Consider the following 17,458-nt stretch of genomic DNA (forward strand, 5'->3'; position numbering starts at 1 on the left):
GGGCGCCGCGTCGACACCTTGGACGAGGGGCACGGCATGCAGGCGAACGGCGTCTGGTCACTGCAGCCGCTGGCCGATATGTCGGCAGCGGAGTTCCGCGACTGGCAGGTCCTGTTGGAGAACCGCACCGGCGTGGTGCTCAACGAGCAGCGCCGGACGTTCCTGCAGGCCAGCCTGACCGCGCGCATGCGTGAACTGGGCATCGGCGACTACCACAGCTACTACCGCCAGGTGACCGACGGTCCGCGTGGCGCAGTGGAGTGGGCGACCCTGCTGGACCGCCTGACCGTCCAGGAAACCCGTTTTTTCCGTCATCCCCCGTCTTTCGAGCTGCTCGAGCGCTACCTGGGCGAGCGCCTGCGCCGCGAAGGCATGCCGCGGCCCTGGGCCCTGTGGAGCGTCGGCTGCTCCAGCGGCGAGGAACCCTACTCGCTGGCGATGTGCGCCGCGCAGGCGTTGCGCGGGCAGGAACGGGAAGATTTTTTCGGCGTCACCGGGACGGATATCAGCCTTCACGCCCTGCAGCGGGCGCGGCAGGCGAACTATCCGGCCCGCAAGCTGGAGCAACTGGAGGCCGGACTGGTCGAACGCTATTGCGAACGCCAGGCCGACGGCAGCTTCAGCGTGAAAACGATACTGACCGAGCGCGTCTGCTGCGCCCGGCTGAATGTGCTGGACCTGGCGAAGGCGCCCTGGTCCGGCATGGACGTGATTTTTTGTCAGAACCTGCTGATCTACTTCCGTCGCTGGCGACGGCGCGAGATCCTCAACCGGTTGGCCGAACGGCTGGCGCCGGGAGGCTTGCTGGTGATCGGGGTCGGCGAAGTGGTCGACTGGAGCCATCCGGAGCTCGAGCCGGTCGCCGACGAGCGGGTCCTGGCCTTTACCCGTAAGGGGTACTCAGGCACATGAATGGAGTGGCTATGGGTGACCGGCACGACTACGTCGCTCTGGAATGGGTGAAAGGCGAGATCGCCGAAACCCTGAAACAGGCGCGCCAGGCGCTGGAAGCGTTCGTCGAGAACCCGCAGGACCCGACCCGCATGCGGTTCTGCCTGACCTACGTGCACCAGGTGCAGGGCACCCTGCAGATGGTCGAGTTCTACGGCGCGGCCCTGCTCGCCGAGGAAATGGAGCAGTTGGTCCAGGCCTTGCTGGACGGTCGCGTGCCGAACCAGGGCGAGGCCCTGGAAGTGCTGATGCAGGCGATCCTGCAACTGCCGGTCTACCTCGACCGGATCCAGACCGCCCGGCGCGACCTGCCGATGGTGGTCCTGCCGCTGCTCAACGACCTGCGCGCCGCGCGCGGCGAGAAGCTGCTCTCGGAAACCAGCCTGTTCGCGCCCGACCTGTCGCAGCGCCAGCCGCAACTGGACGGCGAGGCCATCGCGCAACTGCGCACCGACGAACTCGGCGGCTTGCTGCGCAAGCTGCGCCAGACCCAGCAGATGGCCCTGGTCGGCCTGCTGCGCAACCAGGACGTGGCCACTAGCCTCGGCTACCTGGCGCGTGTCTATGCGCGCCTGGAGGGCCTGTGCCGCGAGGCACCGCTGGGACCGCTGTGGAGCATCGCTTCCGGCCTGGTCGAGGGCCTGGCCAACGGTAGCGTGGTCAACAGCGCCTCGGTGCGCACCCTGCTGCGCCAGCTCGACCGCGAACTCAAGCGCCTGGTCGAGCAGGGCGCCGACGGCCTGAACCAGGCCGCGCCGGACGAGCTGGTGAAGAACCTGCTGTTCTACGTGGCCAAGGCGCCTTCGCAGTCGCCGCGGATCCGCGCTCTGAAGGAACAGTACCGCCTCGACGAGGCGCTGCCCGACCACGAGACGGTGGACGCCGAGCGCGCCCGCCTCGCCGGACCCGACCGCGACGCGATGCGTTCGGTGGTCGGTGCCTTGTGCGAGGAACTGGTGCGGATCAAGGACAGCCTCGACCTGTTCGTGCGCAGCGACCGTGGCCACCCCTCGGAACTGGACGCCCTCCTGGCGCCGCTCAAGCAGATCGCCGATACCCTGGCGGTACTCGGCTTCGGCCAACCGCGCAAGGTCATCCTCGACCAGTTGGACGTCATCCACGCCCTGGCCCAGGGCCGCCGCGAGCCGAGCGACGCGATCCTGATGGACGTCGCCGGCGCGTTGCTCTACGTCGAGGCCACCCTGGCCGGCATGGCCGGTCCCGGCGACGAGCGCAACAGCGAGGAAAGCCGCCTGCCCACCACCGATGTGGCGCAGATCCACCAGTTGGTGATCAAGGAAGCGCGCAACGGTCTGGAGCAGGCCAAGGACGCGATCATCGAGTTCATCGCCTCGCAGTGGAACCACGAGCACCTGGCCCGCGTGCCGGAGCTGCTGACCCAGGTCCGCGGCGGCCTGGCGATGATCCCGCTGGAGCGCGCCGCGACCCTGCTGGAAACCTGCAACCGCTATATCCAGGAACAGCTGCTGGCGCGCAAGGCGGTGCCGGACTGGCAGAGCCTGGATACCCTGGCCGATGCCATCACCAGCGTCGAGTATTACCTGGAGCGCCTGAGCGAGGACCATGCCAGCCAGAGCGACCTGATCCTCGACGTCGCCGAGGACAGCCTGGCGAACCTCGGCTATACGCTGAAACCGAATTCGTCGGCCCCGGCCGAGCCTGGCCTGTCCGGGCCCGCTGCCATCGAGTCCCCGGCTGCCGAGCCGGAGAGGCCGGAGGCGGTCGTCGAGGTCGCCGAGACAGCGGAGCAACCGCCCGCCGACACGGCTCCTGCCGAGGCCGCGAGGGAAGATGCCCCGCAGCTGGCCAGCGACGACAACTGGACCCTTGGCGAAGTCGCGCCCGACGCCGGCGAGCCGTCCCTCGACCTGGCCCTGGACCTGCCGCTGGACGATTCCGCCGAAGTGCCGCCGGCGTTGCCGGAGGTGGTCGAGGAGAGCGGCCAGCCGCAGTCGACCCCGGCGCCTGCCCGCAGCCTGGACGATTTCAGCCTCGACGAGATCGATCTCTCCGGCCTCGACCTGCCCGCCGATGCGGCCCCGGCCTCCGGGCCGGCGGCCCTGGCGGACTGGTCGCTGCCGGAGCAGTGGGGGCTCGGCGATGACCTGGCGCAGCCGGCGCAGGCCGGCGAGACGTTGGATCTGAGCCTGGAGGAGCCGGCGCTGTCCTTCGACGCGCCGCTGGAAAGCCTCGAGCCGTTGCCGGCGCTGGAGCCTTTCGACGGCTCCGCTGAACAGGAGCTGGTTCTCGATGCGCTCGATCCGCTGCCGCTGGATGTAGCCTTGCCGGAGGCGGAGGGCGAGGTGTCCGCCTGGGAGGGCTCGAGCCTGGAGGAACTGGATCTTTCCGACCTCGATCTCCCCGAGGTGCAATTGCCCGAGGCTGAGGCCGAGGCGCCGCCTGCCGCCGAGGCGCTCGCCAGCGAAGCGCCGGCCCTGTCTCTGGCCGAGGTGATGGCTGCGCCGGTGCAGCCGATCAACCCGCCGGCGCAGAACGTTCCGGTCAGCCTGCTGCCACCGCCGGCCGACGAGGAACCGGTGGACGAGGAACTGCGCGAGGTCTTCATCGAGGAGGCCGGCGAGGTCCTGGAGACCATCGGCCGCTACCTGCCGGCCTGGAAAGCCGACCACGACGACCGCGAAGCGCTGACCGAGGTACGCCGTGCCTTCCATACCCTCAAGGGTAGCGGACGGATGGTCCGTGCCCTGGTGATCGGCGAACTGGCCTGGTCGATAGAGAACCTGTTCAACCGCGTGCTCGATCGCAGCATCGCCGCCAGCGAGCCGGTGCAGCGAGTGGTGGACCAGGTCGTGGCCCTGTTGCCGGAGCTGGTCGAGGAGTTCGCCGCCAATGCCCAGCGCCAGCGCGACGATGTCGACCTGCTGGCGGCCACCGCGCATGCCCTGGCCAAGGGCGAGCCGCTGCCGGAACCGCCGGCGCCGGACGACGGCGGAGTACCGCCGGAAGCCGGGGCGGAGCAGCCGTCGAGCCTGGACAACGGCGTCCAGGCGCCGCCATTGGCCGACGCGCCGCAGGCCGCTGCCGAGGCGCAGAGCGACGTCGAACTGCTCGATCCGCAACTGCTGGAGATCTTCACCAACGAGGCGGAAACCCATCTCGAGGCCCTGGTCGGCTTCCTCGCCGACTGCGCCCGCGAACTGCCGCAGCCGGTCACCGATGCCTTGCAGCGTGCCCTACATACCCTCAAGGGCAGCGCACACATGGCCGGCATCCTGCCGATCGCGGAGATCGCCACGCCGCTGGAAAAACTGGTCAAGGAATACAAGTCCAACCTGCTCGCCTTCGACCTGCGCGAAGCGGAGTTGCTGCACGACGCCGAGCAACTGTTCCGCATCGGCCTGGAGCAGGTCGGCGCGCAACGGCCATTGAACCCGATCCCCGGCAGCGACGCGTTGCTGGAGCGTATCGAGGCACTGCACCAGGAACGCATCGCCTCGCTCGAGGCCGAGCGCTACAGCGATGCCGGCGAGCGCCGCGATCCGTTGCTGATCGAGGCGTTCCTCGTCGAAGGCATGGACATCCTGCTGGACGCCGAGGACCTGCTCGAGCGCTGGCACGAGCATCCGCAGGAGCGCCAGGAACTGAGTGCGCTGCGCGAGGAGCTCAGCACTCTGGACCGGGGCGCCCGGCATGCCGAGCTGCCACAGGTGGAAGAACTCTGCCAGGCCTTGCTGGCGCTCTACGATGCCGTCGAGGAAGGCCGCCTGGCGGTCAGCCCGGCGTTCTTCGAGGAAGCCCGCCAGGCCCACGAGGCGCTGATCGGGATGATGGACCAGGTCGCCGCCGGCCTGCAGGTCACGCCGCGTCCGGAGCGGGTCGCGGCCCTGCAGGAGCTGTTGGAAGCGCCCGCCGCCGAGGCCGTTCCGTTCATCGACCCGGAGAGCCTCGGCGCCGACGATTTCCCCCCGGAAGACGAAGAACCGGCCCTCCCCGAGGCGGTCTTCGAAGAGGCCGGGACGCCTGCCGAGGAGACCGTACCGGCAGCGCCTGCACCGGCTCCCGGCCGCGAGCTGGACGAGGAAATGGTGTCGATCTTCCTCGAAGAGGCGGTGGACATCCTCGAAAGCGCCGGCCAGGCACTGGCCCAATGGCAGGCCGAGCCGGGCGCGCTGTCTTCGCTCAGCGCCCTGCAGCGCGACCTGCACACCCTCAAGGGCGGCGCACGGATGGCCGAGATCGCCGAGATCGGCGACCTGGCCCACGAGCTGGAGGCCCTCTACGAAGGACTGGTCGACCGCCGTTACCAGCACTCTCCGCAACTGGCCGGATTGCTGCAAGCCTGTCACGACCGCCTGGCCGAACAGCTCGACCAGTTGAGCGCCGGCCAGCCCCTGGCCGACCCGCACGACCTTATCCAGTCGATCCGCCGGTTCCGCCAGGGTCCGGTGGCCGAGGCCGCGACACCGGGCGAGGCGGAAAGCCCTGTCGAGGAACTCGTTGCACCTACCGTCGAGGAGCCCGCCGCGCCCGCTGCGGAGGCGTTCGAAGAGCGCGATCCCGAACTGGTGGAGATCTTCCTCGAGGAAGGCTTCGATATCCTCGACAGCGCTGCCGCCGCGTTGCAGCGCTGGATCGACGACGTCGACAACACCATCGAACTGGAAGCCTTGCAGCGCGACCTGCATACCCTCAAGGGCGGTGCGCGGATGGCCGAGATCGGCGAGATCGGCGACCTCGCCCATGAGCTTGAATTCCTCTACGAAGGCCTCTGCGGTGGACGCCTGCGCGCCAGCCCGGCCTTGTTCGGCCTGCTGCAGCGCTGCCACGACGAGCTGGCCGAGATGCTCGAGGCGGTGCGTGGCCACCGTACGCTGCCCGACGGGCAGGCGCTGATCGCGGAGATCAGGCGCCTGCGCAGCGATCCCGACGAGCAACTGAGCGTACCCACCAGCGTCAGCCTCAAGCCGCTGGCGGCGAAGGGCGCGGCGGCCGACGAGAGCGAGATCCTCGACATCTTCCTCGAGGAAGCCGACGACCTGCTGGAGAACCTCGAACTGGCGCTCGGCCGCTGGGACGGCGGCAACGGCGACGCCCAGCCGCTGGACGACCTGCTGCGGATCCTGCACACCCTCAAGGGCGGTGCGCGCCTGGCCGGACAGACCGAGCTGGGCAACCTGGCCCACGACCTCGAGCAGCATCTCACCGATGCGCAGCAACAGGGCGCGCCGTGGCCGGACAGCCTGCTGCTGGATGCGCAGTCGGGGCTGGAAGGCCTGCAGCGGCAGGTCGACCTGTTGCGCGAGCGGCTGGCCGAGGACGACGAGGCCGGTGAGCGGCCCGAGCCCGCCCAGGCGCTGGTCCAGGCCGACGATACCGACCGCGCGGTGGCCTCCGCGCTGGCAGAGCTGACCCGCCTGGCCCCGGCGGCCGGCGCGATCATGGCGGCCGAGGCGGCGCCTCCGGCCGCCCCGGCCACCACCCTGCCGTTCGTGCGCAAGGCCTAGGAGGCGGCCCAGGAGGCCGCTTCCCGACGTGCCCCGCAGGAGCTGGTGAAGGTGCCGGCGGAACTGCTGGAGAACCTGGTCAACCTGGCGGGCGAGACCTCGATCTTCCGCGGCCGGGTCGAGCAGCAGGTGAGCGACGTCGGCTTCACCCTCGGCGAGATGGAGTCCACCATCGAGCGGGTGCGCGACCAGTTGCGCCGCCTCGACACCGAGACCCAGGCGCAGATCCTCTCGCGTCACCAGGCCGATGCCGAACGCGCCGGCTACGAAGAATTCGACCCGCTGGAAATGGACCGCTATTCGCAGTTGCAGCAGCTCTCGCGCGCACTCTTCGAATCGGCCTCCGACCTTCTCGACCTGAAGGAAACCCTGGCGGCGAAGAACCGCGACGCGGAGACCCTGCTGCTGCAACAGGCGCGGGTCAACACCGAACTCCAGGAAGGCCTGATGCGCACCCGCATGGTGCCGTTCGATCGGCTGGTACCGCGTTTGCGGCGGATCGTCCGGCAGGTGGCCGGCGAGCTTGGCAAGCAGGTCGAATTCGTGGTCGGCAACGCCGACGGCGAGATGGATCGTACCGTCCTCGAACGCATCGTCGCGCCGCTGGAGCACATGCTGCGCAACGCCGTGGACCACGGCATCGAGTCCGGCGAGACGCGCCGCGCGGCGGGCAAGCCGGAGCACGGTACGATCCGCCTGAACATCGGCCGCGAGGGCGGCGACATCCTCCTCACCCTCTCCGACGACGGCGCCGGCATCCGCCTCGACGCGGTACGGCGCAAGGCCATCGAGCGTGGCCTGATGAGCGCCGACAGCGACCTCAGCGATCATGAAGTGCTGCAGTTCGTGCTCGAGTCCGGTTTCTCCACCGCCGAAAAGGTCACCCAGATCTCCGGGCGCGGCGTCGGCCTCGACGTGGCCAACTCCGAGGTCAAGCAGCTCGGCGGCTCGGTGAGCATCCAGACCGAGCCGGGCCAGGGCACCCGCTTCAACGTGCGGCTGCCGTTCACCGTGTCGGTGAACCGGGCGCTGATGGTGCTATCCGGCGAGGATCTCTACGCGGTGCCGCTGAACACCATCGAGGGCATCGTGCGGGTTTCGCCCTACGAACTGGAGGCGCTCTACGACCAGCGCGGCGAGGCGGGGCTGGATACGCCCAGCTTCGAATACGCCGGGCAGTCCTACGAACTGAAGTACCTCGGCGAGCTGCTGAACAACGGCCAGGAACCCAAGCTGGTCGGCCAGTCGCTGCCCTTGCCGGTGATCCTGGTGCGTTCCTCGGAGCATGCGGTGGCGGTGCAGGTCGACTCGCTGGCCGGTTCCCGCGAGATCGTGGTGAAGAGCCTCGGTCCGCAGTTCGCCGGGGTCGCCGGGATTTCCGGGGCGACCCTGCTCGGCGATGGCCGGGTGGTGGTGATCCTCGACCTGCTGGCGACCATCCGCTCCCGGCACGCGCTGCTCGGCCAGGAAAGCCGTCGCGAACGCCTGGCGCTGCGCCAGGAAATGGCGGCGAGCGAAAGCGAGCAGCAGCGGCCGCCGCTGGTCATGGTGGTGGACGACTCGGTCACCGTGCGCAAGGTCACCACCCGCCTGCTGGAGCGCAACGGCATGAACGTGTTGACCGCGAAGGACGGCGTGGACGCCATCGCCCAGCTCCAGGAGCACCGTCCGGATATCCTCCTGCTGGACATCGAGATGCCGCGCATGGACGGTTTCGAGGTCGCCACCCTGGTGCGTCACGACGAACGCCTGGGCAACCTGCCGATCATCATGATCACCTCGCGGACCGGCGAGAAACACCGCGAGCGCGCGCTGGGCATCGGCGTCAACCAGTACCTCGGCAAGCCTTACCAGGAAACCGAGCTGCTCGAAGCCATCCAGTCCCTGGTCGGCCAGCATGAGTGAGCGCGCCACGCCACGGGTCGCGGTGATCGCCGACACCTCGTTGCAGCGCCACGTGTTGCAACAGGCGCTGCTCGGCCATGGTTACGAGGTGGTGCTCAACGCCGACCCGGCCAGGGTCGACGACGCCGCGCTGGAGTGCGCGCCCGACCTGTGGCTGGTGGACCTGACCCAGCAGGACGACTCGCCGCTGCTGGACAGCCTGCTGGAGCAGGACCGTGCGCCGGTGCTGTTCGGCGAGGGCCACGCGCCGGAGCGGCATACCGAACATTACCCGCGCTGGGAACGGCGGCTGATCGGCAAGCTGAAGCGCTTGATCGGCGACCCCAGCGATGGCGTTGGCGACAGCCTCGGCGCATTGCTCGACGAGGAGCGTCCGCCGCGCCTGGAGATTCCCGGCGACCTCGCGGCGATGCCGCTGCAGGCCGGCGAAGCGGCCCGCGAGGTGTGGCTGCTGGCGGCCTCGCTCGGCGGCCCGGCGGCGGTGAAGGCATTTCTCGACGCCTTGCCTGGCGGCCTGCCGATCGGCTTCCTCTATGCCCAGCACATCGATGCCAGCTTCGAGCAGAACCTGCCGCAGGCAGTCGGCCGGCACAGCCAGTGGCATGTGAAGAACGTCCGCGACGGCGAAGCGCTGCGTTGCGGCGAGGTCATGGTGGTGCCGGTGCTGCACGAGCTCGGTTTCCACCACGACGGGCGACTGAAATGCAGCCAGCGTCCCTGGCCGGAACCCTACACCCCGTCCATCGACCAGATGATGCTCAACCTGGCCCAGCAGTTCGGGCCCGACTGCGGGGTGATCGTTTTCAGCGGCATGGGTAGCGACGGCAGCGCCGCTGCCGCCTACGTGCGGCGCCAGGGTGGCGAGGTATGGACCCAGCGCGCCGACAGTTGCGTCTGTTCGAGCATGCCGGACAGCTTGCGCGAAGCCGGTTACAGCAGTTTCAATGCCAGCCCCCGCGAACTGGCCGAGGCATTGGTCAAGCATCTGGCCGCACGCTGCGCGCCGACAGGAGTCGAAACATGAACCAGGCCGTGATCGAGCAGGATGGCATGAGCCGGAACACCCCAGCCAACCCGACCCCGGACAGCCTCACCGGGCTGCTCCTGCCGCTGAGCGACCGCACCCTGCTGTTGCCCAACGTCGCCGTGGCCGAACTGATCGCCTATCGCAACCCGCAGGTCGCCGCCGGCCTGCCGCAGTGGTACCTGGGCCAGGTGGCCTGGCGCGACCTGCGCCTGCCGCTGCTGTCCTTCGAGGCGGCCTCCAGCGGCGAACAGCAGCCGGTGCTCGGCAGCAGCGCGCGGGTGGTGGTCATCAACGCCCTCGGCGGACGACCCCATGTGAAGTTCCTCGCCCTGCTGGTGCAGGGCATTCCGCGCTCGGTGCGGCTGGACGCCAATCTCGCGAGCACCGCCGCGCCGCTGGCGGCGCTGGAACTGGCGGCGGTGGACATCGGCGGCGAAACCGCACGGATTCCGGACCTGGCCGGGCTCGAAGAGAAGCTCGCCGACGCCGGCCTGATCTGAGCCGTCCATGGCCGGCCTGCAGCACGCGCGGATCGGCGCCTCCCTCGAGGTCGCCAGCGCCAGCCTGGCCGGGCACCGCTTCGAGAAGCACAGCCACGACGAGTTCGTCATCAGCGCCAACCTCTGCGGATTGGAAGATGTCTGGCTGGATGGCCGTACCTTCCAGGCCGACAGCGGCGACCTGACCCTCTACAACCCGGGGCAGATCCAGGGCGGCGGCGTCCGCGACGGCCAGCCCTGGCGCTTCGCCAGCCTCTATCTGCCTGCCGCCGAACTGGCGAGCAGCCTGGATCTTTCCTCCGTCGAGTTCGACCGCCCGCTGCTGCGCAATCCGGCGCTGGGCCGCGAGTTGGCCGCCAGCATCGAAGCCTTGCTGGCCAGCGACCGCTTCGCCCGCGAACGGGGCGAGGAGCGCCTGCTGGATTTCCTTGGCCGCCTGCTGGCGGCGAGCGGCACCCGCCTGCCGCAGAGGGCCGATCCTGGGCGCCCGGCTGTCGCCCGCCTGCAGGCGCTGCTCGCCGAGCGCCTGGCCGAACCGCCGGACCTGGATGAGATGGCGGAGCAGGTGGGCCTGTCGAAATACCACCTGCTGCGGGCGTTCAAGAAGGCCACCGGGCTCAGCCCGCGCCAGTGGAGCATGCAACTGCGCACCCGCCGCGCCCTCGGCCTGTTGCGCCGTGGCCTGGCGGTGGGCGAGGTGGCCCACGCCCTGGGCTTCGCCGACCAGAGCCACCTGACCCGTTACTTCACCAGCGCCTACGGCATTTCGCCGGGCCGCTACCAGCGCGCCGTGCGCGGCTGAACTGCGCAATCCGGTTCAAGTCGGCGGAGCCGCCGGCCGGGATAATCCGACGTCCCACCACGGAGTCGTCGTTCCATGCTCGCCATCTTCCTCGCCGCCTTGCTATTCGGTTTCGCCTTCAATGTTTCCCCTGGCGCGGTGTTCAGCGAAACGCTGCGCCGCGGTTTGACCGGCGGCTTCCGCCCGGCGTTGCTGGTGCAACTGGGGTCGCTGATCGGCGATGCCGTCTGGGCCCTGCTCGGGCTCACCGGGCTGGCGCTGCTGCTGGGCTACGAACAGGTGCGGATTCCCCTGACCCTGGCCTGTGCCGCCTACCTGGCCTGGCTCGGCGTGCAAGGCTTGCGCGACGCCTGGAGTCCGCCGCTGGCGGCGGAGGATGCCGGCGAGCAGGGGCGCAACGCCTTCGGCGCCGGCGCGGCGATCTCCCTGTCCAATCCGAAGAACGTGGTCTACTGGGGTGCCCTCGGCAGCGCCCTGGCGGGGATCGTCGACGGCACGCCGAACCAGGCGCAGTCGCTGGTGTTCTTCGCCGGTTTCATGCTCTCGTCGCTGATCTGGTGCTTTTGCTGCGCGGCGCTGGTGGACTGGCTGCGGCGCAACACCTCGCTGTTCTGGCACCGCGTCAGCTACGCCGGTTGCGGCGTGCTCCTGCTCGGCCTGGCGGGACTGGCGCTGCGCGGGCTGTAGACGCGCCTCAGGCCGGCGCCAGGCGCCGCCGCAGCAGGCGTTGGCGCAGGCTTTCGAACCTGCCGAGGTCGACATGCCGGGCATGGTCGCCGACGACGATCCGGCCGTCGGGCAGCTCCGCCCAGTGCTGTAGTCCGCCCTCCAGGTCCAGTTCGCCGTAGCGGATGCGCAGCGCCCGGCCGGATTCGAGGTGCCAGAGCTGGGCGAGGTCCCGCGAGCGATGCGGTTCCAGCCACGGCGCCAGGAGCAGCCAGCCTCCGTCCAGGGCCTGGAGCTTCAGGTAGGGGCCTTCGGCCAGGCCGTCCAGCGAGTGGCTGCGGATCTCGCCGCTGTCGAGCCGGCCTTCGCAGAGCGTTTCACGCTCCAGCCAGACGATGGTCCCGGGCGCCGCCGAGGTCGGTTGCGCCGGATCGGCGGGCAGATCCTTGCCGACGGGGAACGGCAGGGGCTGGATGCGTGCCTCGCGCCATTCGAAGAACTGCCCGCGGGAGAGCAGGCAGACGCGCTGGTCCGGAGTGGTGAAGACCGCCGGCGGATTCTCGATGGAGCGCCGCGCTTGCGGCACGTCGAAGAGCAACCGCGGTTCGTCGTTGCCCTGGGCGAAGCCCGGATAGAGGAAGAACAGGCCGCGGTCGGCCAGGAGCAGGTCGTCCCCGGCCAGGCCGATGGCAAGTTCCGGGGTGCGGCGTTGGCGCAACGACTGCGCCGGCGGCAGCGGCAAGGGCGGTAGTTCGGGCGTCAACGAGGCGAGGTCGCGGGAGCGATGCAGCCAGGCGTAGGGGCTTCCCGAACGGGTCATCCTGACCCAGGCGTGCAGGCCGTCCGCCGAACTGGCCCGGCAGAGCAACGCGCCCTGGGTTTCCTCCGCGCCATCGGGCAGGCGTTGCAGCCTGGGCCATTGGCGCAGGTCCAGCAGGTCGCGGCTGTCCTCGCCCGGCAGGCGGGCGATGGCCAGGCCGGGCGCCAGGTGCTCGGCGTGTTCGAGGCAGATGTAGGCCGAAGCCGGCGCCAGGCCGGCCGGCGCGGCGGCGGGGAGGGCCGCCCGGGCGCCCTCGGGGGCGTTTTCCTGGCGCAGCGTGCGGGCGTTGTGGCCCTGCGCTGCGAGCGCATCGAGGAGGCGCTGGCTGTGGGGGGCGCCGACCACGTACAGGTTCAGGCTGTCGTCTTCGTCCAGGCGTTCCACCAACGCCAGTCCGAGGGATTCCAGCTCCTGGCCGAGGGCTGGCAGGAAATCCTCGGGAAGGTCGTCGCGCAGGCGCTCCAGCAGCGTCTCCAGTGCGGCGGAGGCCAACTGCGGGAAGCGTCCGGCATAGTCTCGGCGGAGTACGCCGAGCACGTCGGGCAGGCGGATCTTCCAATCGAAGGTAACGGGCGTGTCCATGCGTGCGATCCGTTGCGAAGTGGGTTGCGCAACGGTATTCACTGGCTGTCGCCGTTGTAAAGCGGCGGGAGGGATATCAGGCGAAGTCGCCCCAGAGTTGCTGGGCCACCGCCAACGCTACCACCGGAGCGGTCTCGGTGCGCAGCACTCGCGGGCCGAGGCGCGCGGAGTGGAAACCGGCCGCCTGAGCCTGCTCCACCTCGGCATCGCTCAGGCCGCCTTCGGGACCCACCAGGAAGGCCAGGCGCGACGGCGGCGCATGGCTGACCAGGGGGGCGGCTACTGGGTGCAGGACCAGCCTGAGGTCATCGTCCCGCCCGCGCAGCCAGTCCTCCAGGGCCAGCGGCGAATGGATCAGCGGCAGGCTCGAACGGCCGCACTGCTCGCAGGCGCTGATCGCCACCTGGCGCCAGTGTTGCAGGCGCTTGTCGGCGCGCTCGTCCTTTAGGCGCACTTCGCAACGCTCGCTGACGATCGGGGTGATTTCCGCCACCCCCAGCTCGGTGGCCTTCTGGATCGCCCAGTCCATCCGCTCGCCGCGCGACAGGCCTTGCCCCAGGTGGATACGCAGGGGCGAGTCGGGCTGGCCGGCGAACTGCTCGCGGAGTTCGACGCGGACATTCTTCTTGCCGACCTCGACCAGCTCGCCGAGGTATTCCCGGCCGCTGCCGTCGAACAGTTGCACGGCGTCGCCCGTGGCGTGCCGCAGCACGCGGCCGATGTAGTGGGCCTGGGTCTCGGGCAGGTCGTGCTGGCCGAGGGCGAGGGGCTGGTCGACGAAGAAGCGGGACAGGCGCATGGCGATTCGAGGGTAGTGGCGACAGGCGCGCAGTTTACTGCCTGCCGCGGGGCGCTGGAACCGGCCCCCTCGGGACGAAGGGGCGGCGATGTTCAGCCCGGATCGCGGTGGTCCGGGTGGAAGTCGCTGACCGCCACGCTGACCGCGTCGCGGGTGGCGATGTCGATGCCTTCGCTGGCCACCTCGGCGAGGAAGTCGATCTGCTCCGGGGTAATCACGTAGGGCGGCAGGAAATACACCACGCTTCCCAGCGGGCGCAGCAGCGCGCCGCGCTCCAGGCCATGCTGGAAGACCTTCAGGCCGCGGCGCTCCTGCCAGGGGTAGGGCGTCCTGGACGCCTTGTCCTGGACCATTTCGATGGCCAGGACCATCCCGGTCTGGCGCACCTCGGCGACATGCGGGTGGTCGGCCAGGTGCGCGGTGGCCCTGGCCATGTGGGTGGACAGCGCGCGGTTGGCCTCGATCACCTTGTCTTCCTCGAAGATGTCCAGGGTCGCCAGGGCGGCGGCGCAGGCCAGCGGGTTGCCGGTATAGGTGTGCGAGTGGAGGAAGGCGCGCAGGGTCTGGTAGTCGTCGTAGAAGCCCCGGTAGACGGTCTCGCTGGTCAGCACCGCGGACATCGGCAGGTAGCCACCGGTGAGGGCTTTGGACAGACAGAGGAAATCCGGGGCGATGCCGGCCTGCTCGCAGGCGAACATCGTCCCGGTGCGGCCGAAGCCCACCGCGATTTCGTCGTGGATCAGGTGCACGCCATAGCGGTCGCAGGCTTCGCGCAGCAGCTTGAGGTAGACCGGGTGGTACATGCGCATGCCGCCGGCGCCCTGGATCAGCGGTTCGACGATGACCGCGGCGATCTCGTCGTGCCCTTCGGCCAGGGTGCGCTCCATGTGGGCGAACATGTTCCGCGAATGTTCTTCCCAGCACATGCCGTCCGGACGCAGGAAGCAGTCCGGGCTGGGCACCTTGATGGTGTCGAGCAGCAGCGACTTGTAGGTTTCGGTGAACAGCGCCACGTCGCCCACCGACATCGCCGCGATGGTTTCGCCGTGGTAGCTGTTGGTCAGGGTGACGAAGCGCTTCTTGCGCGGCCTGCCGCTATTGAGCCAGAAGTGGTAGCTCATCTTCAGCGCGACCTCGATGCCCGCCGAGCCGCTGTCGGCGTAGAACACCCGGTCGAGCCCCGGCGGGGTGATCTTCACCAGTCGCTCCGACAGCTCGATCACCGGCTGGTGGCTGAATCCGGCGAGGATCACGTGCTCCAACTGGTCGACCTGGTCCTTGATGCGCTGGTTGATGCGCGGGTTGGCGTGGCCGAACACATTGACCCACCAGGAACTGACCGCGTCGATGTAGCGCTTGCCTTCGAAATCCTCCAGCCAGACGCCTTCGCCGCGGCGGATCGGGATCACCGGCAGGCGTTCGTGGTCTTTCATCTGGGTACAGGGATGCCAGAGTACGTTCAGGTCGCGCTGCATCCAGTCGGCGTTAAGGCCCATGGGCTGTCTCCTCGGATCGATCGGCAAAGCCTATGCAATGGGGGTGAGATGAACAACCCGGCGGGTTGGGACACATCCGACAGCAGCCGCCGACGGACTCCTATGGTGGCCCAAACGGCTCTGGCGTATGCTGCGCGCCGTTGCGTCTTTGCTTTTTTCCTGGGGAGTCCGGTATGTCGTTAAGGTGGCTGCGCGCCGCGGCGTTTCTCATGTTGGGGGTGTTCAGCGCGGTGGCGCTGGGCAAGGATAAACAGCCTACGGCGATCGTCGTCGGCGCGGGCCTGGCAGGCCTGAGCGCGGCCTACGAATTGCAGAAGGACGGCTGGCAGGTCACGGTGCTCGAAGCGCGGCCGCAGGTGGGCGGGCGTTCCGGCCTGGCCACCAGCGAATGGGTCGGCAACCAGAAGGTCCAGCCCACGCTCAATGCCTACCTGGACACCTTCAAGCTGAAGCCGGTGCCGGCACCGGACTTCGTCCGCACCCCCAGCTACCTGATCGACGGCCTGTACTACAGCAGCAGCGATCTCGCGCTCAAGCAGCCGAACGTCGCCGCCGACCTCAAGCGCTTCGAGTCGACCCTGGACGATCTCTCGGCATCGATCTCCGACCCGCTCAACCCTGCCTCGAGCAATACCCTGTTCGCCCTCGACCAGATGAACGCCGCGCGCTGGCTGGACAAGCTGAACCTGTCGCCGACCGCGCGCCTGCTGGTCAACCAGCGTATCCGTTCGCGCTACGACGAACCGTCGCGCCTGTCGCTGCTCTACCTCGCCCAGCAGGGCCGCGCCTACCGTGGCGTCGACGACCGCGACCTGCGCGCGGCGCGCCTGCCCGGCGGCAGCCAGGTGCTGGCGGAAGCCTTCGTCAAGCAGATCAAGACGATCAAGACCAAATCCAAGGTGTCGAGCATCGTCCAGGCCAAGGACGGCGTCGCCGTCAAGGCCGGCAGCGAGACCTACAAGGCCGACTACGTGGTTCTCGCCGTGCCGCTGAAGGCGCTCGGCCAGATCCAGATGACCCCGTCCCTGAGCGGTACCCAGATGTCCGCGCTGAAGGGCACCAACTATGGCTGGCGCGACCAGATCCTGCTGAAGTTCAAGCGTCCGGTGTGGGACGACAAGTCGCGCCTCTCCGGCGAGATCTTCAGCGACCAGGGCCTGGGCATGATCTGGGTCGAGCCGGCGCTGAAAGGCGGCGCCAACGTGCTGATCAACCTGTCCGGCGACAACGCCCGCGTGCTGCAGGCTTTCGGCGACCGGCAGATGGTCGATCAGGTGCTGATCCGCATGAACAAGTTCTATCCGAAGATGCGCGGTGCCTTCGCCGGCTACGAAATTCGTCGCTACAGCGCCGATCCGGGTACCGGTGGTTCCTACCTGGCCTACGGTCCGGGCCAGGTGACGCGTTTCTGGCGGATCTGGGAACAGCCGCTGTCGCGGGTCGCCTTCGCCGGCGAGCACACCGATGCGCTGTACCCCGGCACCATCGAGGGCGCGCTGCGTAGCGGCAAGCGCGCGGCCAGCCAGGTGCGCGACCTGTATGCCGGCAAGACGCCGGTGATCGAGGGCGCGCCGATGGTGGCGAAGGCCGAGAAGGTGGCCGCACCGACGACCGGCGGCGAGAAGAAGAACCCGTTCGCCTGGTTCACCCGCCTGTTCGATTGATCCCCTTCGCCGGCGCCGGAAGCTCCGGCGCCTTGCGCTTCCCGGTTCGCAGCGCAATCCGGGGTTTTTTCTTAGCCTGCGAACCTATCTTGTGAATCGATGTTTCAAAGCAGAATTTTCTGCTTTAACTCGATGGATTTGCCGCTAGTCTTGAGGCTTCGCTTTTCAAGGAAGTTTTTCATGCAGTGGCGCAATACCTCATCCCGTTACGGCGTATTCAGCCTGTTCCTGCACTGGGGCAGCGCGCTGGTGGTCTTCGGCCTGTTCGGCCTGGGCCTGTGGATGCGCGAACTGAGCTATTACGACCCCTGGTACCACCCCGCGCCGGCCCTGCATAAAAGCATCGGCATCCTGCTGGCCATTGCCCTGCTGGTGCGGATCGTCTGGCGTTTCGTCAGCCCGCCGCCGCCGGCGCCGGCCAACCACGGTCCGCTCACGCGGGTAGCGAGCAAGCTTGGCCACCTCGCGCTGTACGGGCTGCTGCTGGCGGTGATCGTCGCGGGCTATCTGATTTCCACCGCCGACGGCGAACCGATCAGCGTGTTCGGCTGGTTCTCCGTGCCGGCAACCCTCAGCGGGCTGCCCGACCAGGCGGACGTCGCGGGTGAAATCCATCTCTACCTGGCCTGGGCGCTGGTGGTCTTCGCCGTCCTCCATGCCCTGGCCGCCCTCAAGCATCACTTCGTCGACCGCGACCCGACCCTAAAGCGCATGCTCGGTCGCTCGTCGAATGATCAACAACCACGTTAAGGAGAATGTC

At 68.7% G+C, this 17,458-nt stretch carries 10 protein-coding genes and 1 pseudogene; 8 read left to right on the forward strand and 3 right to left on the reverse strand.

Annotated features, from left to right (window positions below):
- The first annotated feature begins 36 nt into the window (after window positions 1–36).
- The 6 genes and pseudogenes from pilK (at window position 37) to HMPREF2716_RS03740 (ending at window position 11,358) form a co-directional block, all read left to right on the forward strand.
- Entirely contained in the window at window positions 37–912 is an 876-nt protein-coding gene (pilK, locus tag HMPREF2716_RS03715; RefSeq protein ID WP_003084594.1) for a type 4 fimbrial methyltransferase PilK, read from the forward strand.
- Window positions 913–923: 11 nt separating this feature from the next.
- A pseudogene (gene chpA, locus HMPREF2716_RS03720) lies at window positions 924–8,342 on the forward strand (chemotaxis signal transduction system protein ChpA).
- On the forward strand, window positions 8,335–9,366 hold the full coding sequence (locus tag HMPREF2716_RS03725; protein ID WP_003084598.1) for a chemotaxis protein CheB: 1,032 nt from the start codon (window positions 8,335–8,337) through the stop codon (window positions 9,364–9,366). The pseudogene chpA and the gene HMPREF2716_RS03725 overlap by 8 nt, the downstream one beginning before the upstream one ends.
- Window positions 9,363–9,869 carry a chemotaxis protein CheW gene (locus HMPREF2716_RS03730; protein ID WP_003106119.1) on the forward strand — a complete coding sequence of 169 codons (507 nt, stop codon included), beginning with the start codon at window positions 9,363–9,365 and terminating at the stop codon, window positions 9,867–9,869. Before HMPREF2716_RS03725 ends, HMPREF2716_RS03730 begins: the two co-directional genes overlap by 4 nt.
- A gap of 7 nt (window positions 9,870–9,876) precedes the next feature.
- On the forward strand, window positions 9,877–10,671 hold the full coding sequence (locus tag HMPREF2716_RS03735; RefSeq protein WP_023085699.1) for an AraC family transcriptional regulator: 795 nt from the start codon (window positions 9,877–9,879) through the stop codon (window positions 10,669–10,671).
- A 75-nt stretch (window positions 10,672–10,746) separates the two neighbouring features.
- Entirely contained in the window at window positions 10,747–11,358 is a 612-nt protein-coding gene (locus HMPREF2716_RS03740; RefSeq protein ID WP_003084610.1) for a LysE family translocator, read from the forward strand.
- A 7-nt stretch (window positions 11,359–11,365) separates the two neighbouring features.
- Here the strand turns inward: HMPREF2716_RS03740 and HMPREF2716_RS03745 are convergent, their stop codons facing one another.
- The 3 genes from HMPREF2716_RS03745 to HMPREF2716_RS03755 form a co-directional block, all read right to left on the reverse strand.
- The gene (locus tag HMPREF2716_RS03745) at window positions 11,366–12,781 is read right to left on the reverse strand and encodes a hypothetical protein (protein WP_003121759.1); all 1,416 of its coding nucleotides are present in this window, start codon (window positions 12,779–12,781) and stop codon (window positions 11,366–11,368) included.
- A 34-nt stretch (window positions 12,782–12,815) separates the two neighbouring features.
- Window positions 12,816–13,538, reverse strand: a complete 723-nt coding sequence (locus tag HMPREF2716_RS03750) for a 16S rRNA (uracil(1498)-N(3))-methyltransferase (protein ID WP_023518292.1) — start codon at window positions 13,536–13,538, stop codon at window positions 12,816–12,818.
- Window positions 13,539–13,630: 92 nt separating this feature from the next.
- A complete protein-coding gene (locus HMPREF2716_RS03755) occupies window positions 13,631–15,034 on the reverse strand; it encodes an adenosylmethionine--8-amino-7-oxononanoate transaminase (RefSeq protein ID WP_003117900.1) in 1,404 nt (467 codons plus the stop codon).
- A 173-nt stretch (window positions 15,035–15,207) separates the two neighbouring features.
- On the opposite strand from HMPREF2716_RS03755, the gene HMPREF2716_RS03760 reads away from it, so the two are divergent.
- On the forward strand, window positions 15,208–16,698 hold the full coding sequence (locus HMPREF2716_RS03760) for a flavin monoamine oxidase family protein (RefSeq protein ID WP_003118815.1): 1,491 nt from the start codon (window positions 15,208–15,210) through the stop codon (window positions 16,696–16,698).
- 180 nt (window positions 16,699–16,878) lie between these two features.
- Window positions 16,879–17,448 (forward strand): cytochrome b, encoded by a 570-nt coding sequence (locus HMPREF2716_RS03765; RefSeq protein ID WP_003106133.1) that lies wholly within the window; start codon window positions 16,879–16,881, stop codon window positions 17,446–17,448.
- Window positions 17,449–17,458 lie beyond the last annotated feature (10 nt).

Source organism: Pseudomonas sp. HMSC076A11, assembly GCF_001810205.1.
GTDB classification, from domain to species: Bacteria; Pseudomonadota; Gammaproteobacteria; order Pseudomonadales; family Pseudomonadaceae; genus Pseudomonas; species Pseudomonas aeruginosa.

Coding starts and splice junctions, on each gene's coding strand:
- HMPREF2716_RS03725 (WP_003084598.1), top strand. CDS start 8,335: ATGAGTGAGCGCGCCACGCCACGGGTCGCGGTGATCGCCGACACCTCG.
- HMPREF2716_RS03760 (WP_003118815.1), top strand. CDS start 15,208: ATGTCGTTAAGGTGGCTGCGCGCCGCGGCGTTTCTCATGTTGGGGGTG.
- HMPREF2716_RS03765 (WP_003106133.1), top strand. CDS start 16,879: ATGCAGTGGCGCAATACCTCATCCCGTTACGGCGTATTCAGCCTGTTC.
- pilK (WP_003084594.1), top strand. CDS start 37: ATGCAGGCGAACGGCGTCTGGTCACTGCAGCCGCTGGCCGATATGTCG.
- HMPREF2716_RS03755 (WP_003117900.1), bottom strand. CDS start 15,034: ATGGGCCTTAACGCCGACTGGATGCAGCGCGACCTGAACGTACTCTGG.
- HMPREF2716_RS03735 (WP_023085699.1), top strand. CDS start 9,877: ATGGCCGGCCTGCAGCACGCGCGGATCGGCGCCTCCCTCGAGGTCGCC.
- HMPREF2716_RS03750 (WP_023518292.1), bottom strand. CDS start 13,538: ATGCGCCTGTCCCGCTTCTTCGTCGACCAGCCCCTCGCCCTCGGCCAG.
- HMPREF2716_RS03730 (WP_003106119.1), top strand. CDS start 9,363: ATGAACCAGGCCGTGATCGAGCAGGATGGCATGAGCCGGAACACCCCA.
- HMPREF2716_RS03740 (WP_003084610.1), top strand. CDS start 10,747: ATGCTCGCCATCTTCCTCGCCGCCTTGCTATTCGGTTTCGCCTTCAAT.